Genomic DNA, 24,844 nt, shown 5'->3' on the forward strand with positions numbered 1-24,844 from the left:
CCAGATAAGGGATGTCAGGGTTGCCGGCGGGTCCGTGCGCAGATTCGCACAGTTCAACCGGCTCGGAATCATCCTAATCCGCACGGGCCTTCAGCTCCGAAACGGCCCGGCACCCCGGGCAGCGCTGGAGGGCGCCAGTACCGGAGCTCGACGGCGTGCGTACTACCTGAGTATGGAGCAGGGTCCGGCCTCCTCGGGGCATGAATCTGCTACCGTTTCGGACGGTTACTACCGGCCAAAGGAGGCCCCATGGAACGTCGAGTCCGATCCTTCTTACCCGCGGCCGTCCTGGGCCTGGCAGTTGCCCTCTGCTCGTGCGGCGGCCCAACCGCGTCCCAGCCTTCGGACACGGCACTTCCTGAAAGGTCTTCACCGTCGGCTACCGCAACGCCGGCCGCCTCGCTGCCGACCAGCGAGCCGTCGTCCGCCCCGCCGTCGACACCGGCACATGCAACCAACGAGCCGTCGTCCGCCCCGCGGTCGGGTGCGTCCTCCGCGGCGCTGAGTACCTTTTCCGGGTCGTGGGAGGACGTCCAGTACTCCTTCGACCATCCGTCGAACTGGACAGTGGAGGACACAACTGCCGAAGGACAGGGAGCCGGGGCGGTGTCGGTCCTGGGCCCGGACGGAACCCAGCTCGCTTCCCTGGGTGTGCTGATTGCGTGGGGCGCGGAGTGCGGGATGAACGACTGTGAAGGGAATCCTGTCGTTCACTTTGGCGATGTGCCAGGGCAAGCTCCGCTGACACGGTCCGGGCCCTTTGTCGTGCGGTCCCTGGCCATGGATCTGACCGAATCACCAGAGGACAGGTCAAGCTACAGCTGGCCCGACAACGTGCGGGTTGTTACTTCGCTGTCCTCCAACACCGAGGCGCCGCCCGCCAGCCTGATGCCGGGGGTGATGTATGGGCTGGGACTCGTTGAAACAGGCGTGGTTGCCGCCAACGGCGTCACCTACCGCACCGTCCTCTTTACCTCCACCCGGGACTTCGGGACGCTCGGGGAAGCGCAGGCCTATGCCGGGACGGAGGAACACGGCCAGATTCAGGCCATGATTGCTTCCTTCCGGGAGGGCTGGTAAGACTCCAGATCCGGCGGGCCGTTACCGTTCCAAACTCACGCAGGCCACGGCTTTGTCGTCGTCGGTCGCGTTCGGGCTCGCCGTCTCATCGTTGTCGAGTGTGATCAGCAGCGAACGGCCGATGCCGTCGTCGGGCAGCAGCCAGGGCACCGTGACGCTGGCGGTGGAGTTGCCGCCCTGATCAGTGGTGAAGTCCAGGTTCAGATCATCCGACTCCTGGCTCCGGGTGTCTTCGTATTCCTCCCCGGCGTCCGTGGGGGAGGCGCCGCACAGCTTTTCATGCAGCGAGACATTGAACTCGGTGTTGGGCGTGAAGCCGCGGGCGATCATTTCCAGCGTGGTGGCCGCGTCCGTCTCATTGATGGTGATGGTGGTGTCCGCGCCGTCCGGCACCGCAGACGTGTCATACGTGGTGGCGATGGCGTTCTCGCAGTAGGAGCCGAACGTACCCTGGATAATGCCGCTGGCAATGGGGCTGGGGGTGGTGCTTCCGCAGCGGTCCGGGCTTTCGGTGACGCCTGGGACGCCCTGCGCCTCGCAGCTTTCCTGTGCAGCGCTGCCGGGGGACGCGGAGGCGCAGGCCGCTGCCGTGTCCTGGCCGGAGGACTCCGGGCTGGAGGATGCCGTTGGGCTCGACTCCTCATTGTCGACCGAGAACGAGCCGCCTCCGGATTCGTTGTCGTTGTTGCATCCGGTCAGGGCCAGGAGCGAGAGGACAAATGCGGTGGCCAGGAGAAGGGCTTTGCGTGCCATGGGCCGATCCTTACGTCGCGGAAATCTGCTGCTTGATGTCGCCCGTGCCATTCCAGCGTGGCAGGGCCCCCGGCGAAAAACCAGAACCCGCCTCCGCTTTGGGTGCCCGAGGCATTGTCCGGGCGGCATGATCGCGCAAGTGCCAGCGAAGCTTGACCAGCAGCTGATCATTCGGTCTGCCCGCAGCGGACGAGGCCCGATCCGCACCCGCCCAGCGGGTAGTCTGGAAGAAAAGCCCCGGGGTTCCTCAGCGAACTTCGGGTTATTTGCGTTGCCTCACGTCAAGGAGCCCTCCCCATGAGCCTGAACGGACTGCGCGCCGCCCTGGCCGAAGACCCGTCCTACGCGCGGGTGCGAACCCTCGCCTCGCGCACCCCCGAGCGACGCAGCGAAGACCTGCAGATCGGTGCCCCGCAGGGCATGCGCGCGGCGCTGCTGGCGGAGATGGTGGACGGGCTCGCCGAAGCCGCCAAAGCAGCCGACGACGCCGGCACCGCCAACACTTCCGCCGCGCCACCGGTGGTGCTCGCTGTCACGGCCACCGGCCGCGAGGCCGAGGACCTGGCTGCCGCCCTGCGCTCCTACCTGCCGCTGGCCGGGATCGAGGAGTTTCCGTCCTGGGAGACCCTGCCGCATGAACGCCTCTCGCCGCGCTCGGACACCGTGGGCCGGCGCCTGTCGGTGCTCCGCCGGCTCGCCCATCCCGAAGGCCATCCCATCTCCGTGATCGTGGCCCCGGTGCGCGCCGTTGTCCAGCCGATGGTGGCCGGGCTGGGAGATCTGCAGCCGGTGTCACTGAAGGTGGGGGAGGAGCGGAAGTTCGACGACGTCGTCAGGGCACTGTCCGACGCCGCCTACGCCCGGGTGGACATGGTCTCGCACCGCGGCGAATTTGCCGTCCGGGGAGGCATCCTGGACGTCTTTCCGCCCACCGAGGACCATCCGATCCGGATCGACTTCTTCGGCGATGAGGTGGACTCCATGCGCTGGTTCGCGGTTGCCGACCAGCGCACCCTCACCGGACCGCACGTCACCCATCCCGCCGAGCTGTACGCTCCGCCCTGCCGGGAAATCCTGATCACCCCGTCGGTGATGAGCCGCGCCGCGAAGCTGCAGTCCCAGATGCCCGCTGCCGCGGACATGCTGGAAAAGATAGCCGGCGGCATCGCCGTCGAAGGCATGGAATCCCTGGCCCCGGTGCTGGTGGATGAAATGGTGCCGCTGATGGGCCAGCTGCCCGCCGGCTCGCTGTCCGTGATCATCGAACCCGAAAAGGTCCGCGCCCGCGCCCATGACCTGGCGGCCACCAACGAGGAATTCCTCGCCGCCGCGTGGGCCACGGCGTCCGACGGCGGTTCCGCACCGCTGGATCTGTCCGCCGGCATCAGCGCCGACCTGGAGGCCGCCAGCTTCCGGTCCCTGGCCGACACCCGCTCCGCTGCCCTGGCCAACTCGGTGGGCTGGTGGTCCATCACCTCGTTCAACCCGGACGATGAAACTGTCCTGGACATCGACACCCTGACCATCAACGCCCGCGAACCGCGCGGCTACCAGGGCGATGTGGCGGAAATGATGGAGTTCATCGGCTCCCGCGTCCGCGACGCGTGGCGCGTCGTCGTCGTCACCGAAGGCCCCGGCCCGGCCTCCCGCCTGGCGGAACTGTTCCGCGACAATGACATTCCCGCCTCGCTCACCGAATCCGTGGACACCGAACCGGTGCCGGGCATCATCTCCATCACCACGGCCAGCGCCGGCCGCGGCTACGTTGTTGACGGGCTGAAGACCGGGCTGCTGACCGAGGCCGACCTGCTGGGCCGGGCCAGCGCCTACTCCACCCGCGACATGCGCAAGATGCCCTCCAAGCGGCGCAACGCCGTCGACCCCCTGCAGCTGCACGAGGGCGACTATGTGGTGCATGAGCAGCACGGTGTGGGCCGGTTCGTGGAACTGATCCAGCGGGCCACCGGCGCCGGGCAGAACAAGACGGTGCGCGAATACCTGGTGCTCGAATACGCCCCCGCCAAGCGCGGCGGCCCCGGCGACCGGCTGTTTGTACCCACCGACCAGCTGGACCAGATCACCCGCTACGTGGGCGGGGAAACACCGGTGCTGTCCAAGATGGGCGGCTCGGACTGGGCAAAGACCAAGTCCCGTGCCCGCAAGGCGGTCAAGGAGATCGCCGGCGAGCTGATCCGGCTCTATTCCGCCCGGATGGCGTCCAAGGGGCACGCGTTCGCGAAGGACACCCCGTGGCAGCGCGAGCTGGAGGAAGCCTTCCCGTATGTGGAGACACCGGACCAGCTGACCACCATCAACGAGGTCAAGGCGGACATGGAGAAGGAAGTTCCCATGGACCGCCTGGTCTCCGGCGACGTGGGCTACGGCAAGACCGAGATTGCGGTGCGTGCCGCATTCAAGGCCGTGCAGGACGGCAAGCAGGTGGCGGTGCTGGTGCCCACCACGCTGCTGGCCCAGCAGCACATGGAAACCTTCGGCGAACGCTTCTCCGGCTTTCCGGTCCGGGTGGAATCCCTGTCCCGGTTCCAGACATCCAAGCAGGCCAAGGAAACCGTCGAGGGTGTGAAGAACGGTTCGGTGGACGTGGTGATCGGGACCCACCGGCTGCTCTCGCAGGAGGTGCAGTTCAAGGACCTGGGCCTGGTGATCGTGGACGAGGAGCAGCGCTTCGGCGTGGAACACAAGGAAGCGCTGAAGAAGATGCGCACCAACGTGGACGTGCTGGCCATGAGCGCCACACCGATTCCGCGCACCCTGGAAATGTCGCTGACCGGTATCCGGGAAACCTCCACCCTGGCCACCCCGCCGGAGGAACGGCATCCGGTGCTGACCTATGTCGGTCCGTACACCGACCGGCAGGCGTCGGCCGCGATCCGCCGCGAACTGATGCGCGAGGGCCAGGTGTTCTTCGTGCACAACCGGGTGTCCTCCATCGACCGCACCGCCGCGCACCTGCGTGAGCTGGTTCCGGAGGCGCGCATCGCCGTCGCGCACGGGCAGATGAGCGAATCCAAGCTGGAACAGATCATTGTGGACTTCTGGGAAAAGCGCTTTGACGTGCTGGTGTGCACCACCATCATTGAAACCGGCCTGGACATCTCCAACGCCAACACGCTGATCGTGGACCGCGCGGACCACTTCGGCCTGTCCCAGCTGCACCAGCTGCGCGGGCGTGTGGGCCGCGGCCGGGAACGCGCGTACGCGTACTTCCTGTACCCGTCCGAGAAGCCGCTGGGCGAGGTGGCACTGGAACGGCTCAAGGCCGTGGCCACGCACAACGAGCTTGGCGCGGGCATGCAGCTGGCCATGAAGGACCTGGAAATCCGCGGGGCGGGCAACCTGCTCGGCGGAGAGCAGTCAGGCCACATCGCCGGCGTCGGCTTTGACCTGTACATCCGGCTGGTGGGCGAGGCCGTGGCTGATTACCGCGGCGAGGCCGAGGAGAAAGCCGCCGAAATGAAAATCGAGCTGCCGGTCAACGCACACCTGCCGCACGACTACGTGCCGGGGGAGCGGCTGCGGCTGGAGGCCTACCGCAAGCTGGCTTCAGCCGTGACGTACGAGGCGATCGACGAGGTGCTGGCCGAGCTGGTGGACCGCTACGGCGAGCCGCCGCAGGCCGTGCAGAACCTCATTGACGTGGCCCGGTTCCGGGTTAACGCGCGTGAAGCCGGGTTGACGGACGTGGCGCTGCAGGGGAACTTCATCAAGTTTGCCCCGGCGGACCTGCCCGAATCCCGGACCATGCGCCTGCAGCGGATGTATCCCGGCGCGCAGGTGAAGCCGGCGCTGAACGCGGTGCTGGTGCCCAAGCCCAAGACCGCGCGGATCGGCGGGCGGGACCTGGTCGACGCCGAGATCCTGGCCTGGGCCCAGCAGGTGGTGGACGCGGTTTTCAAGGAGTGAATCGGGCCGCCGGATCGTCCGGACGGGGCGTTCCGGCGGCCCGTCCGGTCAGACCGGCTGGGTAAGCGCCACAATGAAGACGGCCACGCACATCAAGGCAGTGGCAATAACAATCCCGTAGCCGATGCGCGTGATGCGCTGCTGACGGGCTCGGTCCTGGCGCCATTCCCGGCGCGTCATGGTGGTGCTCATGAACTCGAATATAGGAGCCTGCGTTACTGGTTTCTTAGCGTAATCTCTACGTGCCTGACCGCCGTAAGTACGCGTAAATCACTTGGGCAGGTGCCACGGGCGCGCTGGTAGCCGGACATCCGGCACGTTAAGCACATCAGCACGCAGCCGATCGGGCTGCGTGCTGATGCTTCGTAAAAGTGGTGTTACAGGCCTGCGGCGCGGCCCTCGGCCAGTTCCTTCGCCGTGTCGGAACGGCCCATCATGAACGGGACGAAGTACGCCAGCGTACCCAGACCCAGGCAGATGGCCATCGGCCAAACGTTGTCCAGGGTCAGCCAGGTCAGCGAGTAAAGCCCGACCACGAAGATGGCCAGGTAGATGACAAAAGTGATGAGGTTGCTGACAAGGTGCCCTTCACCCGAGTGCGTGGGCTGCTTGGACCGTGTTCCTGCCATGGTGATTCTCCGTTTCAAAAAGATTTCAGTAGCCGGCGGATTAGTAGTCCGACGCGGCGTTCCCACCCTTAACAATAGCGATACCGGAGCTTGCTCCGATACGCGTGGCTCCGGCGTCGATCATTGCCTGCGCATCTTCGCGCGAGCGGACGCCTCCGGAGGCCTTCACGCCGAGGTCCGGTCCGACGGTGCGGCGCATCAGGGCAATGTCCTCAACGGTGGCTCCGCCGCCGTTGAAACCGGTGGAGGTTTTTACGAAATCCGCGCCGGCTTCGACTGCAGCCTCGCAGGCAAGGACCTTCTGCTCATCGGTGAGCTTGGAGGTTTCGATGATGACTTTCAGGATGCCGTTGCCGCTGTGGACCTCATCGGCCACGGCAGCGATGTCCCGGACGAGCGCGTCCCGGTCGCCGCGGCGGGCGGCGGCAATGTCGATCACCATGTCGATCTCGTCGGCACCGTCCTGCAGTGCACCCCTGGCTTCGAACACCTTAACCTCTGTGGTGGTGGCTCCCAGCGGGAAGCCGATCACCGAGCAGGTCAGCACGCCGCTGCCTTTGAGCGCGTTGCGCACGGTGCCAACCCACAGCGGGTTGACGCAAACGGACTTGAAGCCGTACTCGGCTGCTTCGGTGCAGACTTTCAGGATGTCCTCGCGGCTGGCCTCGGGCTTAAGGAGCGTGTGGTCAATGTAGGACGCAATGGGTGTAGACATGCCCACCATCTTGCCACAGGCGGGGGTGCTGTTTGGGCTTTAAAGGACTGTGGCCGGGTAAGCGTCTTTCGACGCCGACCCGGCCAGCCACAAGCGAATGATCGCTAGGTATTAGAAAATAATGGGAAACAACGTGGTAGCCGGCTTCACAATGGAAGGGGCAGCGCTGGGAGCGTCGGCTGAAGCCGGTCCCGCCACGCCCACAACTGTGATGGCTGCTGCAAGCAGAAGGGCTGATCCGAGCTTTTTCATATGGTTCCTCCAAGTGGCGAATGGCAACATAGTAATCATGGCGGAAAGTTGGGTTAAATACGAGGCTTTTGGCGGTGCAATCACAAATTCTTGATGACTTAATGCTGAAAACGGGTGTCTTCGTGACAGGTAACGTCCCGCGTGCCTAGTGAAGCGATGATGGTTGCGGAACTTCTGGAGTAGGGTGATCCTCGACACGTTAGTTTTTGAGTGCACAGTTAGGCAGCTGCAGTGGACGATTCCGTCGATCAAATTCTGAGCGAATACAAAGCTCTTCAGCACTGGGAGCGCAGGGAATACAAGGCTGCCTTGGAGCATGCAGCGGCCGCTGCCGAGAAAGCTCTCACCAAGGCCGACACCATCGGTTATTTGCGAATGGCCCTACTTCTAGCCGAATGCCAACTGGAACTTGGTCAAATGCAGGAATTCGCTGCCAGTGCCAAGGAACTCTCCGAGCATCCTGCGCTGCAGGATGACGCAAGAATTCTGGTGAGAGCAAAGGTGCTTTATTCGCGGGCTTTGGAAGCCTTGGGCCATATAAGCGAAGCCTTGGCACTTGCCGAAGAGGCTGCCGCTATGAATGTGGCTCCTACCCTGGATCCTGTGGCCAAATTGGGAATGCTCCATGGTCTCGTGGCAGCACTTACTGAAAGCAGCAGGGAAGTCGAGGCCTGGAAGTACGCGAAAGAGATGGCTCTGCTCGCTGCGGAACAGGACGATCAAGAGGTGGCAGGCAAAGCATATTGGGCCGTTGGCATTGTGGCCTTCTTATTGAACGATGCCGAAAACGGCATCTATTATCATCGGCTTGCGGCTGATAATCTTGCGCCCGGAAACGATGTTAATACGTGGGCAATGTTCAATAAGAGCTCTGCTTTAGCTCGCCTGTCTGCAGGAATAGTGGAACCTGAAACGCTTGCATGCATTGAGAGGGCAGAACTCGCGATGTCGGTAACCGGTGTCAGCCCCCTTCAGGAGTTGGAGATCTCTATCGCGCGGGCTCACTGGTTACTCCTTGCTGGAGGAGCGGACGAGTCGGTTGCAAGGCTTCAACGGATCCTCGAACAGCGCGAACTCTTGCCGGAACATACCCTTGCGGAAGTGGAATACGTTGCCGCCCTTGCTTTGCATGAGCTGGGGCGGAATGATGAAGCACTGGTTGCCGCGGTGCACTCTGAAAAAGTTTTCATCGGACACGGTTCGCGGCGGAGGGCGCTGGAGGCCCGCAGCGTCATAGACAGCATTGCTCGCAGCGGCCAGTGAACGTGTTGAGGCATCCGGGGACTAAGAAGCATCAATTTCGGGCGTAAGTGCGGAACGAAGTACTGCGGCAGCGCGCAGCGTCTTCGTGACGCTTCTGGGGGGAAGCATGGCACAGCAGGGATCGACTGAAACAGTAGTGCGCAATGACTGCTCGGGCGAGCGTTCTTCGGTCACGGAAGTGGGGGCCAACGTGCCCGGCCGGCTGACGTCGTCGGACAGAACACCGCAGGTGGACGTCTCCCTGGCGCCCGAAGGACACATGCTGCTGGTGTTGCCGCCGGGGGAAGTGGTCACCGGAACCATGGCGGCAACCGCAGCAGCAGAAGTGGACCGGCTGGCAGGCACGAGGAAGATGCCGATGCTGCTGGTGCTGACCGGGGTTGAAGCCCTCACCCGTGGAGCCCGCACCGTGTTCGGCAACGCTGAGTCGCTGGCTGCTGTTGCCGTGCTCGGCGTCTCACCCGTGGACCGCGTCATCGCCAACTTCCTGTTGGGTGGTGCCTCCCAACCCTGCCCCACCCGCTACTTTTCATCTGAACAGGAAGCACTGGCATGGCTCAGAAGGAAGAACATTGACTGATGCTCTGCCCGCTCCACAGACCTCACAGCCTTCCGGAGCGCAACAGCCTGAAAACGATGACCGTTTAAGCCAGGTTGTCGAAGGCATCATTCGCATTGCCGCCGGAAATCTTGATACCCACATCCCCGTGTCCAAAGCCCGGGACCAGGTGGATGCGGTCATCACGGGCATCAACCTGCTGGCCGGTGAGTTGAACGAGGTCTACGCTGACTTCGAAGAGCGGGTGGAGCGCCGAACCCGGGAGCTGCGCGAAGCGCACCTGACCATGCAGAAAATGGCGATGACCGATCCGCTCACCGGGGTAGGCAATCGCTCGTCCCTCCACGAGGCGCTAGACGTTGCCATCAGTGCCCGTATTCCCGGCGAGCCGGGGCCGGCAGTGCTGATGATTGATCTGGATGGCTTCAAAGACATCAATGACAGCTTCGGCCACCATGCCGGTGACCTGGTGCTGATTGAGATTGCCGCGCGGCTGGTGGCGGCAGCAGGCTCCGAAAGCGTCGTCGCACGCCTGGGCGGGGACGAATTTGCGGTGCTGCTGCAGGTCTCCACTTCTCAGCAGTCCCGCGGTGCAGCCCTCAGAATCATGGATGCCCTTAAGCGCCGCATTCCGATGGAGGACATGGATGTTTGGCCGCGGGCGAGCATCGGCATTCACCTGGCAAACGCGCATGAATCCGCAAGCGACATCCTGCTGCGCGCGGACACCGCCATGTACGCAGCCAAGGAAGACGTCCATCGGCGGATCAAGGTCTTCGAACCGGTGATGCTGTACAGCAGGCAGCTGCGCCGGGAAACGGCACGGGAGCTTCGCCGGGCGGTTCCGGACGAGGAACTGTTCCTGGAATACCAGCCGGTGGTCGACTTGGAGAGCGGCCGTCTGCAGGGCGTCGAGGCGCTGGTTCGGTGGAACCATCCCCGCCGCGGTGTGGTGATGCCTGATGATTTTATTCCGCTGGCGGAAGAGACCGGGCTGATCGTCGGGATTGGCCGCTGGGTGATGTGCGCTGCGTTGGAACAGCTGGAACGCTGGCGGCCGCTGCTCGTTTCCGAAGAGAACTTCCTGCTCCGGGTCAACCTTGCGGCGTTGGAGCTGCAAAGCCTGGATCTGGTGGACTTTGTCCGCGACTCCCTGCGCGCAACCCGAACAAAGCCCGGCGAACTGGTCCTGGAAATCACCGAAAGCGCTCTGCTTTCGGGCGGCGACGTGGAAACCTACTCGCTGCGATCCCTTCAGGCGCTGGGCGTCGGCCTGGAAATTGACGACTTCGGCACCGGATATTCCTCCATCAGCTACCTGCGTCGGCTCCCGGTGGACACCGTCAAGGTGGACCGGTCACTGATTGCTGACATTGCGGGCGACGACGGCCAGCTGCGGTTTGTTGATGCTGTCCACAACCTGATCCGCGCCGCCGGCTTGGAAGCGGTCTTTGAAGGTATTGAAACCGCCGAACAAGCCGAGCAGCTGCGGAAAATGGGGTGCTGCAGCGGACAGGGCTACTATTTCAGCCGGCCGATTCCTGCAGGCCAGATCACCGTTCTGCTGCAGGAAGGACGGACGCTTCCGGAAGCACCGGTGGTACTTCCGGAAGCCGCCGTCGTCCTGCGTTGACCCGGGGGAGCCCGGAGCGCGGAGCCTAGAGTCCGAGCGCCGCGTTCACATCCGCGAGAACCGCATCAAGGCGCGCCCGGCCCTGCTCGCGCGCGGCGGGAAGGTCCGCCGCGGCAGCGACCGGCACAATCACTTCGAGGTAGCACTTGAGCTTGGGCTCGGTGCCCGAGGGGCGGATGATCACACGGGTGCCGTCAGCGGTGAGGTACTTCAGCCCGTCGGTGGGCGGCAGCTCAGCGCTGCCCTCGGAGAGGTCGACGGCGGATTCCACCGGGGAGCCGGCAAAGGACGCGGGAGCCTGGGCGCGCAGCCGCTCCATCATGGCTCCCAGCAGACCCAGATCGGAAACCCGAACGGAGAGCTGGTCGGTCAGGTGCAGTCCGTGCTGCAGCGCCAAGTCGTCGAGCTCGTCAAAAAGCGTCCGTCCGGATGCCTTCAGCGCGGCAGCCATCTCGGCCACCAACAGGCCGGCGGAAATGCCGTCCTTGTCGCGGACCAGGCCCGGAGCCACGCAATAGCCCAGCGCTTCCTCGTAACCGTAGGTGAGGTGCGGAACCCGGGAGATCCACTTGAAACCGGTGAGGGTTTCGGTGTGGGCAAAGCCGGCAGCCTCGGCAACGCGCGCGAGCAGGCGCGAGGAGACGATCGAGTTGGCGAAAACGACGCCCTTGCGCGTCTTCTCTCCGCGGACCTTCCAATGGCCGGAGGTAATGCGCTGGGTCAGGTGCCGGCCCAGCAGGGCACCGACTTCATCTCCGCGCAGCATCCGCCACTCGCCGTCGGCCGGGTTCTGGGCCGCCACGGCAACGCGGTCGGCGTCGGGATCATTGGCGATGACCAGATCGGCATTGTGCTCGACGGCGGTTGCCAGGGCCATGTCCAGCGCGCCGGGTTCCTCCGGGTTGGGGAACGCCACGGTGGGGAAGTCCGGGTCGGGCTCGGCCTGGGCGGCCACCGGAATGACCTTGCGGAAACCGGCGTCCTTCAGCACGGACTTCATGGTTTCTCCGCCCACGCCGTGCAGCGAGGTGAGGACAATCTTCAGCTCCCGTTCCGGGAACCGTTCGCGCGAGGCCAACCGGTCCACGGCATTGATGTAGTCGGCAACGATGGACTCGGAAACATCCGTCCACCCTTCCGGAGCGGTCTCGATGCTCTTGAGCGGCACGCTGTAGTCGATGCGGGAGGCGATTTCGGCGTCGTACGGCGCGACAATCTGCGCACCCTTGCCCGGACCCTTTACCGTGCGCCCGCCGAGGTAGACCTTGTAGCCGTTGTCCGCCGCCGGGTTGTGGCTGGCGGTGACCATCACTCCGGCGTCGGTGTCCAGGGCGCGGACCGCGTAGGCGAGCACCGGCGTCGGGAGCGTGCATGGGAGCAGGAAGGTTTCGATGCCGGCGGCACTGAACACGGAGGCCGTTTCCAGTGCGAAGGCACGCGACTTGTGCCGTGCGTCGTAGCCGATCACGGCGCTGGGCGTGTACTTGTCACCGGCGGTGTCCTGCAGGAAGGACGCGATGCCGGCGGCGGTGCGGCGCACCACCACGCGGTTCATCCGGCGGGGTCCGGCGCCCAGTGCAGCGCGCAGGCCGGCGGTGCCGAACTCCAACGTGCCGGCGAAACGGTCTGCCAGCTCCTCCGCGGCGGATGCGGCGGCTGCCGCATCGGTGCTCAGGGCCGCAAGCAGGGTGCGGAGTTCTGCGGCCGTGCCGGAATCGGGGTCTTCATTTGCCCAGGTCTTGGCGGCGGTCACGAGCTCGTTCAGCTCGGTGGGGTTCAGCGTCATGAAATGTACCTGCGGATCGGGGATAGGAATGGACCGGCGGCCGTTAGAGCTTGCCGATGATGTCAGCGAGCAGGCGGGAAATGCGGGGGCCTGCAGCGGCTCCGGATTCCAGCACCTCGGCGTGGCTCAGGGGCTCGGCGCTGATGCCCGCGGCCAGATTGGTCACGAGGGAAATCCCGAAGACCTCCATGCCGGCGTGCCGGGCGGCAATGGCTTCGAGGGCGGTGGACATGCCCACGAGATCGGCGCCGATGGTCTTGGCGTACCGGACTTCGGCCGGCGTCTCGTAATGCGGGCCGGTGAACTGGGCGTAGACGCCTTCATCCAGGGTCGGGTCCACGGTGCGGGCGAGGTCACGCAGCCGGGACGAGTACAGGTCCGTCAGGTCCACAAACGTGGCGCCTTCCAGCGGGGACGCGGCGGTGAGGTTCAGGTGGTCGCTGATCAGCACCGGGGTGCCGGGCTTCCAATCCGGGTTCAGGCCACCGCAGCCGTTGGTGAGAACCATGACCTTTGCGCCGGCTGCCGCAGCGGTGCGCACACCGTGGACGACGGCCCGGACGCCCTTGCCCTCGTAGTAATGGGTGCGTGCACCCAGGACCAGGGCCCGCTTGCCCGAGGGGGTCAGCACGGAGCGGATGGTGCCCACATGGCCCTGGACGGCGGGGGCGGAGAAGCCCGGGATGTCAGTGGCGTCGAGCGTGGCGGTGGTCTCACCGATCAGTTCGGCGGCCTCCCCCCAGCCGCTGCCGAGGACCAGGGCAATGTCGTGGTTGGGCACGCCGGTTTGCTCGGCAATGTACTTGGCGGCCTGCTGGGCTAGTTCAAAAGGATCGTTGCTCACTGGTCCAACCTACCGCGAGTTCACCCTGTGGTGCATGGCGGGCAGCCTCCCGCCGGGGCTGCACGCGTTTGAGCGGGCGGCGGGGATGGGACAGAATGGACAACTGTGACGACCCAACTTGATTTTACTGCCCGAAAAATTGCAATCCTCGGCGGCGGCCCGGGAGGATATGAAGCCGCCATGGTAGCCGCGTCCCTCGGGGCGGACGTCACCATCGTGGAAAAGGACGGATTGGGCGGCTCTGCCGTGCTGACCGACGTCGTTCCCTCCAAAACCCTCATTGCCACCGCCGATGTGATGACCCGCTTCGCTTCCGCTTCTTCCCTGGGCGTGGACTTCGGCACCAGCGGGCAGCCCGCGGTGGCCGACCTGAAGATGGTCAACAACCGTCTCCTGGCCCTGGCCAAGGAACAGTCCAACGATATTCACCGGACCCTTGAGCGCGTGGGCGTGAAGGTCATTGCCGGAACAGGCCGGCTGCTGGACAACAAGACCCTCGAGGTGACCACGGCAACCGGCATCGAGACCGTGGAGGCTGAAGCGCTGCTGATCTCCGTGGGTGCGAGCCCGCGCGAGCTGGAGTCCTCCATGCCCGACGGCGAGCGCATCTTCACGTGGAAGCAGGTCTACAACCTCACCGAGATCCCCGAGCACCTGATTGTCATTGGGTCCGGCGTCACCGGTGCCGAATTTGCGTCCGCTTACAACGGCCTGGGCACCAAGGTCACGCTGATCTCCAGCCGCGACCGGGTCCTGCCCGGCGAAGACGCCGATGCCGCCGTCGTGCTGGAAGACGTTTTCCAGGCCCGCGGCATGACCGTGCTGAACCGCTCGCGCGCCGAGTCGGTGAAGAACACCGGCGACGGCGTGCTGGTCACGCTCGAGGACGGCCGCACCGTGGAGGGCAGCCACTGCCTCGTGGCCGTGGGCGCCATTCCCAACACCGCCGGGATTGGCTTGGAAGAGGCAGGGGTGGCGCTTGACGAGCGCGGACAGATCAAGGTCGACGGCGTCTCCCGCACCACAGCCTCCAACGTCTACGCCGCCGGTGACTGCACCGGGGTGTTCAACCTGGCGTCGGTGGCAGCGATGCAGGGCCGGATCGCCATTGCGCACCTGATGGGCGACGGCGTGAAGCCGCTGAAGCTCAAGAACGTTGCCTCCAACATCTTCACCTCGCCGGAGATTGCCTCCGTGGGCGTGTCCGAGCAGGACGTCGCCGAAGGGCGCTACCAGGGCGACGTCATCAAGCTCTCCCTGCACACCAACGCACGCGCCAAGATGATGGAGGTCAAGGAGGGCTTCGTGAAGATCATTTCGCGCAAGGGCTCCGGCACCGTCATTGGCGGCGTTGTGGTGGGCCCGCGCGCCTCGGAGCTGATCTTCCCGATCGCCATCGCCGTGACGCAGAAGCTGCACGTTGACGATCTGGCCAACACCTTCACGGTCTACCCGTCACTGACCGGTTCCATTTCCGAGGCTGCCCGGCGCCTGCACGTGCACATGTAGCGTTTCAGGGGCGCTGCTTTCCGGGTTGCCGGACTGTGCTTCGCCTGAAGATCGCGTTCTTGAGAGCCCGCATCCGCGGTGGATATTTGTCCACGGCGGATGCGGGCTTTTTTGCTGCCCGGATGCTGTCTTCGTTTCATCGAGTGTGCAAATCTGGTGGGTCGCGATGCCCGGAGGCCGCCAGACGTGCGCACCGGATTCCTTCGTGCAGTGCAACAGCCGGAGCGGACCGCTTCCAAATCGAAGGTGCAGGACTGGTCCGTTCTAGAGCGAGGAAAGCCATGCGTGTGCAGCTCTGGCGGGGTGGAGCGGCGGGAGGTCACCAGACCTGCGCACTCCTTGAGGCTGGCCCGCCATATCTGCGCACACGTTGAAAACAGGTCATCAGATCTGCATACCCGCGGAGCTATCCCTGCCTGCAGGGGGAGTGTAGGCTGCCGTCCAATCCGCGCATGCAGGTCCGGCGGGCTGGAGTGCGTGGAGGTCGCCAGACGTGCCCACACGTTCAGATGCCGGACCCGCGGACGTGCCGGCCGCCGTCGTCGGCCGCCACAAATGTCCATGGAGTGAGCTCGGTGTCCACATGTTGGACACGATGTCCGAATGGTGGGATGTGGCTCATAACATTGTGCGAATAACGTCACTCCCACTGAGAAAGACCTCCAATGTCTACTACCGATCCCACCGCGACACCGGCACCGGCGCCGGCAAAGGCCAACTCCAAGGGCCGGGTGATTGTTGCCAGCCTCGTCGGGACCTCCATCGAGTTTTATGACTTCTACGTCTATGCGACGGCTGCAGTCCTCGTTTTCCCGCGCCTGTTCTTTCCGAATGCGGAGGGCGTCACGGCCCTGCTGAGTTCGTTCGCGGTCTTCGGCGTGGCGTTCATTGCCCGCCCGCTGGGATCCATTGTTTTCGGGCACTTCGGCGACAAAGTGGGACGCAAGGGAACCCTGGTTGCCTCGCTGCTGACCATGGGAATCGCAACCTTCCTGATCGGCTGCCTCCCCACGGCCCTGACGCCGGGCTGGACCATCCTGGGTCCGGCACTGCTGGTGGTCCTGCGCTTCGCCCAGGGTCTGGCCCTCGGCGGGGAATGGTCCGGTGCAGCGCTGCTGGCAACGGAAAACGCGCCGGCCAACAAGCGCGCCGTGTGGGGAACCTTCCCGCAGCTGGGCGCGCCGATCGGCTTCATCTTGGCCAACGGCCTGTTCCTGCTGCTTAGCTTCCAGCTGGATGCGGACCAGTTCGACTCCTGGGGTTGGCGCGTGCCGTTCCTGGCCAGCGCCGTCATGGTGATCATCGGCCTGTATGTCCGGCTGAAACTGGTGGAGACCCCGGCCTTCCAGAAGGTCGTCGATTCCGGCGAAGTGAGCAAGATGCCGCTGAGCCGCGCGTTCAAGTACAGCTGGCGCGAGATGATTGCCGGCACGTTCATCATGCTGGCCACGTACGTGCTGTTCTACCTGATGACCACCTTCACGCTCTCCTACGGCACCGCCGCCAAGAGCGAGGAAGCCGCCCGTGCCACCGCCGAGAAGGCAGGCAAGGCCTTCGACCCGGAAACGTTCGCCGCCGGCCTGGGCTATGCCCGCAACGACTTCCTGATCATGCTGATCGTGGGCGTGGTGTTCTTCGGAATCTTCACGCTCGTCTCCGGTCCGCTGGCCGAGAAGTTCGGCCGCCGCAAGACGCTGCTGGTGGTAACCGCCGCGATCTTCCTGTTCGGCTTCACCTTCTCCCCGCTGTTCGCCGGCGGAACAGTAGGCGTCATGGCGCTGCTGATCATCGGCTTCACCCTGATGGGCCTGACCTTCGGGCCGATGGGCGCCATGCTGCCCGAGCTGTTCCCCACCAATGTGCGCTACACCGGGTCGGCAATCGCATACAACGTCTCCTCCATCCTCGGCGCCGCCGTGGCTCCGTTCATTGCGGTGGCACTGTGGCAGGCCGCCGATGGCAGCCCGTGGCTGGTGGGCGTGTACCTGTCCTCGATGGCGGTGCTGACGCTGATCGCGCTGTTCGTCACCAGGGACACCAAGGACGTGGACTACACCAACCACTCCAGCTAATCCCGCAGCCTTAACGACAACGGCTCGGTCCCCGATAAAGGGGGCCGAGCCGTTTCGTTGTTGCCGATGTTGGCGGGGTCAGTCCACGATCGAGGCGATCACGGCGCCGGCCGACACCGTGGCGCCGGGCAGTGCGCTGAGCCCGGACACAGTGCCGGACTTGTGCGCGGTGAGCGGCTGCTCCATCTTCATGGCTTCGAGTACGACGACGAGATCACCTTCAGCGACCACCGCACCGTCCTCGACGGCCACCTTCACGATGGTGCCCTGCATGGGGGATGTCAGGTCGTCGCCGGTGGCGGCCGGGTTGGCTCCGCCGCGGCTGCGCGAGGACTTGCGGGCCTTGCCGTTGGCGCCGGCTCCGCGGTTGCCCGTGCCGTTGGAAGCGCTGCCGTTGCCGCCGAGTCCGGCCGGGAGCACTACGTCGAGCCGCTTGCCGCCTACCTCCACCGTGACGCGCTGCCGGCCGCCGTCGTCGTTCCGTGAATTCTGCTCACCGGACCAGGCCGGGAGATTGTTGACGAAGTCCGTCTCGATCCAACGGGTGTGGACCTTGAACGGGCCGGCCGCCGGGGCGAAATCCGGATGCGCGACCACAGCGGCGTGGAACGGCAGCACAGTGGGCATGCCGGTGATTTCCATTTCGGCCAGGGCGCGGCGGGCGCGCTGGAGTGCCTGCTCGCGGGTGGCACCGGTGATGATCAGCTTGGCGAGCATGGAGTCGAAGTTGCCGCTCACGGTTTCACCGGCTTCGATGCCCGAATCCACGCGCACGCCGGGGCCGGTGGGCAGCTTGAGCGTGTCCACGGTGCCCGGAGCGGGCATGAAGCTGCGGCCCGGATCTTCGCCGTTGATGCGGAATTCGAAGGCGTGGCCGCGGATCTCGGGATCGTCGTAGCCGAGCTCCTCGCCGCGGGCCAGCCGGAACTGTTCACGGACCAGGTCCAAACCGGCGACTTCCTCGGACACCGGATGTTCCACCTGCAGGCGGGTGTTGACCTCAAGGAAGGAAATGGTGCCGTCGGTGCCGACCAGGAACTCGCAGGTGCCGGCGCCCTGGTAGCCGGCTTCGCGCAGGATGGCCTTGGAGGCGTTGTACAGGCGCTGGTTCTGATCTTCGGTCAGGAACGGAGCCGGGGCTTCCTCCACCAGCTTCTGGTTGCGGCGCTGCAGCGAGCAGTCGCGCGTGGACACGACGACGACGTTGCCGTGCGCATCGGCCAGGCACTGGGTTTCGACATGCCGCGGGGCGTCCAGGAAGCGCTCGATGAAGCACTCGCCGCGGCCGAACGCTGCGGTGGCTTCGCGGACGGCGGAGTCGAACATTTCGGGGATTTCTTCGCGGGTGCGGGCCACCTTGATGCCGCGGCCGCCGCCGCCGAAGGCTGCCTTGATGGCCAGGGGCAGGCCGTGTTCATCGGCGAAGTCCAGGACCTCCTGGGCGTTCTTCACCGGATCGGCGGTGCCCGGAACCAGGGGAGCGCCGACCTTCGCCGCGATGTGGCGGGCCTGCACCTTGTCGCCGAGCTGGGAAATGGCATGCGGGGACGGGCCGATCCAGGTCAGGCCGGCGTCGATGACGCGCTGGGCAAACTCCGCATTTTCGGAGAGGAAGCCGTAACCGGGGTGGATGGCGTCGGCGCCGGACTTGCGGGCGGCGTCGAGGATCTTGCCCATGTCCAGGTAGGACTCCGCGGCAGTGCTGCCGCCCAGGGAGTAGGCCTCGTCGGCGAGGCGTACGTGCAGGGCGTCCCGGTCGGGGTCGGCATAGACGGCGACCGATGCCAGGCCTTCATCGCGGGCGGCCCGGATGACCCGGACAGCAATTTCGCCGCGGTTGGCGATCAGGATCTTGGTGATGCTGCGGGTGCTGATCTGCGTGGTCTGTGTGGCGTCCTGCGGGTCCTGCGGGGTGGCCTGTGAGGTTTCCTGCAGGCTGCCGGCGGGTGCGGGGTTGAACTGGCTCATTGAATGCACTGGCTCCTTTTGATCTGTTCGGAGCCTAGCGCGATTTTGTGGTTTCCAGCCATATTGCGTGCTGTTTCTGCGTGGGACACCCGCTTTCGTTGTGGGGACCCTACAATCGGCTGCTGTTCGCCGGGTGGGTGGGGCACCGGACTCACGGATGTAAATCCGGGAACGGCGCTTTGTGGATAAGAGCAGGTTATGTGGGAAACGGCAGACGGCCTCGTGCCTGGCGGTACGAATGGGACATGACACGCGCCCAGCCGTTACCCGCAACTCTGCCCGACCCATCGTTCACTGTGGCTCGCGCCCGTGATCTTGGCGTTCGCCGATCCCGGCTTCGAGCGCAGGATCTGCAGACCCCGAGCAGGGAAGTCCGGGTTAGGAGGGGAGCGGGCATGGAGTTGGCGGACCGATGCCGTCCGTACGTTGAGCTGCTTCCGGGCGGATTTCTGTCCCATGGAACGGCCGCTCAACTCCACGGCATGCCGGTGCCACGAGTGATTCAAACGGATTCAACCATTCATATGGCCCGGACACGGCTGTTGGCGGCGCCGAGGAGGAAGGGCATCACCGGGCACCGTCTTGTGGTGACAGACTCCGAGCTGAGCACGGTATCCGGGTTGCCGGCCACGTCCCTGTCCCGGACGCTGCTTGATTTGGCGGCCGTGGTTTCGGTCCAAGACCTGGTTGTTGCCGGTGACTGGATGATCAGCGAACACCGTCGCAATTTTGGCCGGCGAAGAGTTGCGCTGCTGCCTCTTCCGGTGCTTCGCTCCTACCTGGAATCCAAGACGGGGGTTCCCGGTTTGCAAAGGATCCGCGCCGCCGTCGAACTGATGAGGGTGGGCGTGGATTCGCCGCCCGAAACACGGATAAGGCTCCTGCTTTCTCGGGAGGGACTGCCGGAATTCATCCCAGACGTTCCGGTGATGGATGAGACCCGAAACCCGGCGCTATGGGTCGATCTGGGTTGCACGAAGTACCGCACCTGCATCGAGTACGACGGTGAGCACCATCTGAAGCCGGGACAGCAGAGCCGAGACAACCATCGGGACCTGCTCACCCATGAATTGGGTTGGCATCAGGTCAAGCTCAATAAGCATGACGTCGCGCAGGGGCCGCTGTGGGTCGTTGCGAAAGTGCGCCGGGCGTTGGTGAAGGGTGGTTACGTCCCCTGAGTGCGCAGCTTTGGCGGGTTCCAAGACGTGTGGGGCTAACTGGTGCGCAGCTTTGGCGGGTCGGCAGGCGCTGAAGCCGCCAGAGCTGCACACCGGATGCTCGAGATGGAGCCCAACCAGCCACAGCTGCACACAGGATGCTCGGCGCCGGTGGTGAAACGCAGGATCTGCACTTGTGACCCGTCCGCGAGCCGGAAAAGAGGGGGGGCTCGGACTGTCGGGCTGTCGGGCTGTCAGGGGGGATTGTGAAGGTGCCCGTCCTCGCGGGTCCGGCATCGAAAAATGGAAGGTCCCCTGAGTGCGCAGCTTTGGCGGGTTCCAGACGTGTGGGGCTAACTGGTGCGCAGCTCTGGCGGGTTGGCAGGCGCTGAAGCCGCCAGAGCTGCACACAGGATGCTGGAGATCGAGCGTAAGCCGCCAGAGCTGCACACAGGATCAGGAATGAGCCCGTGATCTGCACGAAGGACGGCGAGGACCCGGGATAACCCCGTTATCTGTTCAACGGACCGGCAGGAACCGCCGAAACAGGCAAGGAGCCTACCGGTCCCAGAGGTCCGTGATCTTCACGCCGGCGCTGGCCAGCAGCTCGCGGAGCATCGACACGGACAAGCCGACGACGGCGTGAGGGTCGCCGTCGACCTTCTCGATGAACGCCCCGCCCAGAGAATCGATCGTGAAGGAACCGGCCACCTGCAGCGGTTCGCCGGTGGCGACATACGCGTCGATTTCTTCGTCGGTGAGCTTGGCGAAGTGCACCGAAGCCGAGCTGACGCCGCCGAGCGTGGCGCCCGAGCCGCCGTCGTCGTCGGTGTCCCGGCAGTCCACCAGCCAGTGTCCGGTGTGCAGCACGCCCACCTTGCCGCTCATCCGGCGGATGCGCTCGCGGGCCACTTCGGGTTCCCAGGGCTTGCCGTGGGCTTCGCCCTCGAATTCGAAGACCGAGTCGCAGCCGATCACCAGGGATCCCTCCGCCTCAGGCAATGCGGCAACGGCTTCGGCCTTGGCGCGGGCGAGCAGCAGGGAGGTGTCGTGCGGGTCCGGCGTGCCGTAGCGGGCGGTGACGGCGTCTTCGTCGACGTCGGACACGAGCACGGTGTGGGTGATGCCGGCGTTGGTCAGCAGCTTGGTGCGGGCGGGGGAAGCGGAAGCGAGGATGAGGTTCAGGTCAGTCACCCCTCAAGCCTAGCCGGGCCGGGTGTCCGCGGCCGGAACGCGGAAGGCCGTCCCGGAAATCCGGGACGGCCTTCGCAGCTGCAACAATCAGTGAATCAACGCGCCTGGGCGGTGGCGGGAACCGTGGCCTCGACGGCGTCGGTCACTTCGGCGGCGACCTCGTCGGAGTCATCGGCAAACGGATCACCGTTGCGCTTGGCGTTGTACAGGGGCAGGTCCAGCAGGCCGTTGCGCTTGGCGACGATGGCGGGGACAACGGTCTGCCCGGCCACATTCACGGCGGTGCGGCCCATGTCCAGGATCGGATCGATGGCCAGCAGCAGACCCACGCCGGCCAGCGGCAGGCCCAGGGTGGACAGGGTCAGGGTCAGCATGACGACGGCGCCGGTGGTTCCGGCGGTTGCGGCCGAACCCAGCACGGAAACCAGGGCGATCAGCAGGTAGTCGGTGAAGCCCAGGTCAATGCCGAAGAACTGCGCCACGAAGATGGCGGAGATGGCCGGGTAGATCGAGGCGCAGCCGTCCATCTTGGTGGTGGCGCCCAGCGGAACGGCGAAGGAGGCGTAGGCCCGGGGTACGCCCAGGTTCCGCTCGGTCACACGCTGCGTCAGCGGCAGGGTGCCCACGGAGGAGCGGGAAACGAAGGCCAGCTGGATGGCGGGCCAGGCGCCGGAGAACCACTGGCGGATGGACAGGCCGTGGGCCTTGATGAGCACCGGATAAACCACGAACAGAACAATGGCCAGGCCAACGTAGATGGCAATGGCGAACATGCCCAGCGAGCCGATGGTGTCCCAGCCGTAGGTGGCCACGGCGCGGCCGATCAGGCCCACGGTGCCCAGCGGAGCCAAGCGGATGATCCACCACAGGACCTTCTGGATGACGGCCAGCGCCGAGGCGTTCAGGGCCAGGAACGGGGCGGCCGGCTTGCCGACCTTCAGCGCGGCAATGCCGACGGCGATCGCGATGACCAGCACCTGAAGCACGTTGAAGTTCATGGCGGTGGAGGCAGCGCCGGACTCGGCGATCGAGGTGCTGGCAGTCAGGCCCATGAAGTTCGCGGGAATCAGACCGGTCAGGAAGCCCATCCAGCTTCCGGTGCCGCCCTCGTATTCGGCGGGCGGCTCAGCGTCGGCGTTGGCGCCGGGCTGCATGATCACGCCCAGCGCGATGCCGATCACCACGGCAATGAGTGCCGTAATGGCGAACCAGAGCAGCGTCTGCCAGGCCAGCCGGGCGGCGTTGGACACTTCGCGCAGGTTCGCAATGGAGCTGACGACGGCGGTGAAGATCAGGGGGACGACGGCGGCCTTCAGCAGCGAGACGTAGCTCGTGCCGATGGTGTTCAGCGTGGTCGTCAGCCAGTTGGGCTCACCGTCGCCGACGGTGCCCATGTTCTTGGCCAGCAGGCCCAGCAGCAGGCCCGCGATGAGGGCGATGATGATCTGCGGTCCGAAGGAGGTCATCCATCGGGGCAGCCTGCGGCCGGAGGAAGTCTTGGGGGAGGGGGTCTGTGTGGTCACCTAGAAGATGCTAGTGGGGAGTCTTTATCAGAGAGGATTGCTCGTTGCGAAATGTTACGGCGCAGGATTGGCGCGGTCCGCCCGGAGACAGGGAAAAACCCCCGGGATATGGCGGTGTGCTGCCCATCCCGGAGGTTATTCCGGTTTCTGCTGTGATGAATGTCGCTCTGAAAGAGGCGGGGGTTACGCCTCCAGCAGTGCCCGGCGCAGGGTGTCCAGCCCGACCGACCCTAGTTCCAGGGCCCGGGTGTGGAAGCGCTTCTGGTCGAAGTCATCGCCCTCGCGGGTGCGCACCTCGTCGCGGATCTGCTCCCAGAGCCGCTGGCCCAGCTTGTAGGCCGGAGCCTGTCCGGGCCAGCCCAGGTAGCGGGTGAACTCGAAGTTCAGCTGCCCCTCGGAGATGGCGATGTTCTGTTTGAGGAACTCGTAGCCCTTGTCTGCGGTCCAGGTTCCGGAGCCCCAGCGCTCGGGGATTTCCAGTTCCAGGTGCACGCCGATGTCGAAGACCACGCGGGCGGCCCGCATGCGCTGGGCGTCCAGCATGCCCATCTTGTCCCCGGGATCGCTGAGGTAGCCCAGCTCATCCATGAGCCGCTCGGCGTACAGGGCCCAGCCCTCACCGTGTCCGGAGACCCAGCAGATGTTGCGGCGCCAGTTGTTCAGCAGCCCGCGGGCCGCCGTCGCCGTCGCGATCTGGAGGTGATGGCCCGGCACGCCCTCGTGGTAGACGGTGGTGGTTTCCTTCCACGTGGTGAAGGTGTCCTCACCGGCGGGAACGGACCACCACATGCGGCCCGGGCGGGAAAAGTCGTCGCTGGGACCCGTGTAGTAGATGCCGCCTTCCTGGGTGGGGGCGATCATGCACTCGATCTCGCGCATGGGCCCGTCAATCTGGAAGTGGGTCCCGGCGAGGTCCTCCACAGCGCGGTCCGCCAGGCCCTGCATCCAGGCCTGCAGCTCATCGGTGCCGTGCAGCTGGCGGTCGGGGTCCTCATCCAAGAGGCGCATGGCCTCCTCAACGGTTGCCCCGGGCTTGATCTGTTCCGCGACGGCTTCCTGCTCGGCGATGATGCGGTCCAGTTCGGCGACGCCCCATGCGTAGGTTTCTTCCAGATCCACGGCGGAGCCCAGGAAGCGCCGGGACATCAGCGCGTAGCGATCCCGGCCGACGGCGTCCTTTTCCGGTGCTTTCGGCAGCAGTTCGTTTTCGAGGAACGCGGCCAGGTTGCGGTAGGCGGCGCGGGCGGAGTCGGCACCGGTGCGAAGAGCAGCGGTGAGGCTCTCGGGAAGGTCGCCGCCGTCGGCCAGCGCGGCACCGGTGACGTATTGGTCAAAGAAGCCGCCGTCGTCGGCGTACTTGGCGGTCTGTTCCATGACGATCAGGACCTGGCGGCGGGCCGGCAGCAGGCCGCGCTCGCTTCCGGTGCGCAGGGAGGTGATGTAGCCGGAGACAGCGTCAGCAACGTTGTGCAGGCGGCCGGCAATGTGCTGCCAGTCCTCAACCGTGGCAGCGGGCATGAGGTCGAAGATCGAGCGGATCTCCTGTGCCGGGGACGCGATGTTGTTCAGGTCCGAGAGGTTCCAGCCGGACTCGTGGATTTCCAGTTCCAGGCCCAGGCGCTCATGCATGGCGTCGAGGGTTACCCGGTCAACGTCGTCGCTGGGCTGCAGGCCGTCCAGGCGTTCCAGCGTCTCCCGGATGGCTTCAGCAACGGATTCCAGGCCGGCGGGCGAATAGTCCGCGTACTCGGTTTCGTGGCCGGGGATGCCCAGCGAAGTGGCCAGGGACGGATCCAGCTGCAGCAGCGTCTCAGTGAACGCATCGGCAACGGCGTCGATGGCGGTCGGCTGGCGGTTATGCGAGCCAGCGAAGGACAGGGGATCTGATGAAGGAGTCTGTTGGGTCACATCTGAAGCCTAACCGGTCCCTCGGACATCCCCGGATGAATGAAATCACAACGTAACGCAAACAGTTGCCCCGCG

At 65.2% G+C, this 24,844-nt stretch carries 18 protein-coding genes; 8 read left to right on the forward strand and 10 right to left on the reverse strand.

Features of this window, described 5'->3' with window-relative positions; translation table 11 throughout:
* Window positions 1–249: 249 nt before the first annotated feature.
* Entirely contained in the window at window positions 250–1,080 is an 831-nt protein-coding gene (locus tag MUG94_RS05030) for a hypothetical protein (RefSeq protein WP_227908057.1), read from the forward strand.
* A 21-nt stretch (window positions 1,081–1,101) separates the two neighbouring features.
* Here MUG94_RS05030 and MUG94_RS05035 read toward each other — a convergent pair whose 3' ends face one another.
* Entirely contained in the window at window positions 1,102–1,833 is a 732-nt protein-coding gene (locus tag MUG94_RS05035; RefSeq protein ID WP_227908058.1) for a hypothetical protein, read from the reverse strand.
* Between the two features lie 297 nt (window positions 1,834–2,130).
* Between MUG94_RS05035 and mfd the strand changes: the two genes are divergently transcribed.
* The gene (gene mfd, locus MUG94_RS05040; RefSeq protein ID WP_227908059.1) at window positions 2,131–5,757 is read left to right on the forward strand and encodes a transcription-repair coupling factor; all 3,627 of its coding nucleotides are present in this window, start codon (window positions 2,131–2,133) and stop codon (window positions 5,755–5,757) included.
* 48 nt (window positions 5,758–5,805) lie between these two features.
* Here mfd and MUG94_RS05045 read toward each other — a convergent pair whose 3' ends face one another.
* The 3 genes from MUG94_RS05045 to deoC form a co-directional block, all read right to left on the reverse strand.
* Window positions 5,806–5,949 carry a hypothetical protein gene (locus MUG94_RS05045; RefSeq protein WP_227908060.1) on the reverse strand — a complete coding sequence of 48 codons (144 nt, stop codon included), beginning with the start codon at window positions 5,947–5,949 and terminating at the stop codon, window positions 5,806–5,808.
* 185 nt (window positions 5,950–6,134) lie between these two features.
* Complete coding sequence (locus MUG94_RS05050) at window positions 6,135–6,386, reverse strand: hypothetical protein (protein ID WP_227891365.1); 252 nt, start codon at window positions 6,384–6,386, stop codon at window positions 6,135–6,137.
* A 40-nt stretch (window positions 6,387–6,426) separates the two neighbouring features.
* Window positions 6,427–7,101 carry a deoxyribose-phosphate aldolase gene (deoC, locus tag MUG94_RS05055; RefSeq protein ID WP_227908061.1) on the reverse strand — a complete coding sequence of 225 codons (675 nt, stop codon included), beginning with the start codon at window positions 7,099–7,101 and terminating at the stop codon, window positions 6,427–6,429.
* Window positions 7,102–7,584: 483 nt separating this feature from the next.
* On the opposite strand from deoC, the gene MUG94_RS05060 reads away from it, so the two are divergent.
* The 3 genes from MUG94_RS05060 to MUG94_RS05070 all read left to right on the forward strand — a co-directional run bounded on the left by MUG94_RS05060 (window position 7,585) and on the right by MUG94_RS05070 (window position 10,808).
* Window positions 7,585–8,616 carry a hypothetical protein gene (locus tag MUG94_RS05060; protein ID WP_227908062.1) on the forward strand — a complete coding sequence of 344 codons (1,032 nt, stop codon included), beginning with the start codon at window positions 7,585–7,587 and terminating at the stop codon, window positions 8,614–8,616.
* Window positions 8,617–8,722: 106 nt separating this feature from the next.
* On the forward strand, window positions 8,723–9,196 hold the full coding sequence (locus tag MUG94_RS05065; RefSeq protein ID WP_227908063.1) for a DUF7793 family protein: 474 nt from the start codon (window positions 8,723–8,725) through the stop codon (window positions 9,194–9,196).
* A complete protein-coding gene (locus MUG94_RS05070) occupies window positions 9,189–10,808 on the forward strand; it encodes a putative bifunctional diguanylate cyclase/phosphodiesterase (protein ID WP_227908064.1) in 1,620 nt (539 codons plus the stop codon). Before MUG94_RS05065 ends, MUG94_RS05070 begins: the two co-directional genes overlap by 8 nt.
* Before the next feature lie 25 nt (window positions 10,809–10,833).
* Here MUG94_RS05070 and MUG94_RS05075 read toward each other — a convergent pair whose 3' ends face one another.
* Together MUG94_RS05075 and MUG94_RS05080 are read right to left on the reverse strand one after the other, a co-directional pair.
* Window positions 10,834–12,594, reverse strand: coding sequence for a phospho-sugar mutase (locus MUG94_RS05075; protein ID WP_227908065.1), 1,761 nt, complete (start codon window positions 12,592–12,594; stop codon window positions 10,834–10,836).
* Between the two features lie 43 nt (window positions 12,595–12,637).
* Window positions 12,638–13,438 carry a purine-nucleoside phosphorylase gene (locus tag MUG94_RS05080; RefSeq protein ID WP_227891358.1) on the reverse strand — a complete coding sequence of 267 codons (801 nt, stop codon included), beginning with the start codon at window positions 13,436–13,438 and terminating at the stop codon, window positions 12,638–12,640.
* 105 nt (window positions 13,439–13,543) lie between these two features.
* Here MUG94_RS05080 and MUG94_RS05085 point away from each other — a divergent pair, with 105 nt between their 5' ends.
* Together MUG94_RS05085 and MUG94_RS05090 are read left to right on the forward strand one after the other, a co-directional pair.
* Complete coding sequence (locus tag MUG94_RS05085; protein ID WP_227891357.1) at window positions 13,544–14,947, forward strand: NAD(P)H-quinone dehydrogenase; 1,404 nt, start codon at window positions 13,544–13,546, stop codon at window positions 14,945–14,947.
* Between the two features lie 665 nt (window positions 14,948–15,612).
* Window positions 15,613–17,019 (forward strand): MFS transporter, encoded by a 1,407-nt coding sequence (locus tag MUG94_RS05090; RefSeq protein WP_227891356.1) that lies wholly within the window; start codon window positions 15,613–15,615, stop codon window positions 17,017–17,019.
* A 78-nt stretch (window positions 17,020–17,097) separates the two neighbouring features.
* On the opposite strand, the gene MUG94_RS05095 is transcribed toward MUG94_RS05090, so the two are convergent.
* Window positions 17,098–18,987 (reverse strand): acetyl/propionyl/methylcrotonyl-CoA carboxylase subunit alpha, encoded by a 1,890-nt coding sequence (locus MUG94_RS05095; RefSeq protein ID WP_227908066.1) that lies wholly within the window; start codon window positions 18,985–18,987, stop codon window positions 17,098–17,100.
* Window positions 18,988–19,574: 587 nt separating this feature from the next.
* Between MUG94_RS05095 and MUG94_RS05100 the strand changes: the two genes are divergently transcribed.
* Window positions 19,575–20,165: an endonuclease domain-containing protein gene (locus MUG94_RS05100; protein WP_227908067.1), complete on the forward strand. Its 591-nt coding sequence runs from the start codon at window positions 19,575–19,577 to the stop codon at window positions 20,163–20,165.
* Between the two features lie 537 nt (window positions 20,166–20,702).
* Here MUG94_RS05100 and MUG94_RS05105 read toward each other — a convergent pair.
* From MUG94_RS05105 to MUG94_RS05115, 3 genes are all read right to left on the reverse strand, one after another.
* Window positions 20,703–21,338: a Maf family protein gene (locus MUG94_RS05105; protein WP_227908068.1), complete on the reverse strand. Its 636-nt coding sequence runs from the start codon at window positions 21,336–21,338 to the stop codon at window positions 20,703–20,705.
* Between the two features lie 95 nt (window positions 21,339–21,433).
* Window positions 21,434–22,804, reverse strand: coding sequence for a dicarboxylate/amino acid:cation symporter (locus MUG94_RS05110; RefSeq protein ID WP_227908121.1), 1,371 nt, complete (start codon window positions 22,802–22,804; stop codon window positions 21,434–21,436).
* A 240-nt stretch (window positions 22,805–23,044) separates the two neighbouring features.
* Window positions 23,045–24,739, reverse strand: coding sequence for a DUF885 domain-containing protein (locus MUG94_RS05115; RefSeq protein WP_227908122.1), 1,695 nt, complete (start codon window positions 24,737–24,739; stop codon window positions 23,045–23,047).
* Window positions 24,740–24,844: the final 105 nt, after the last annotated feature.

Origin of the sequence: Arthrobacter gengyunqii (assembly GCF_023022985.1) — a bacterium.
GTDB lineage: Bacteria > Actinomycetota > Actinomycetes > Actinomycetales > Micrococcaceae > Arthrobacter_B > Arthrobacter_B gengyunqii.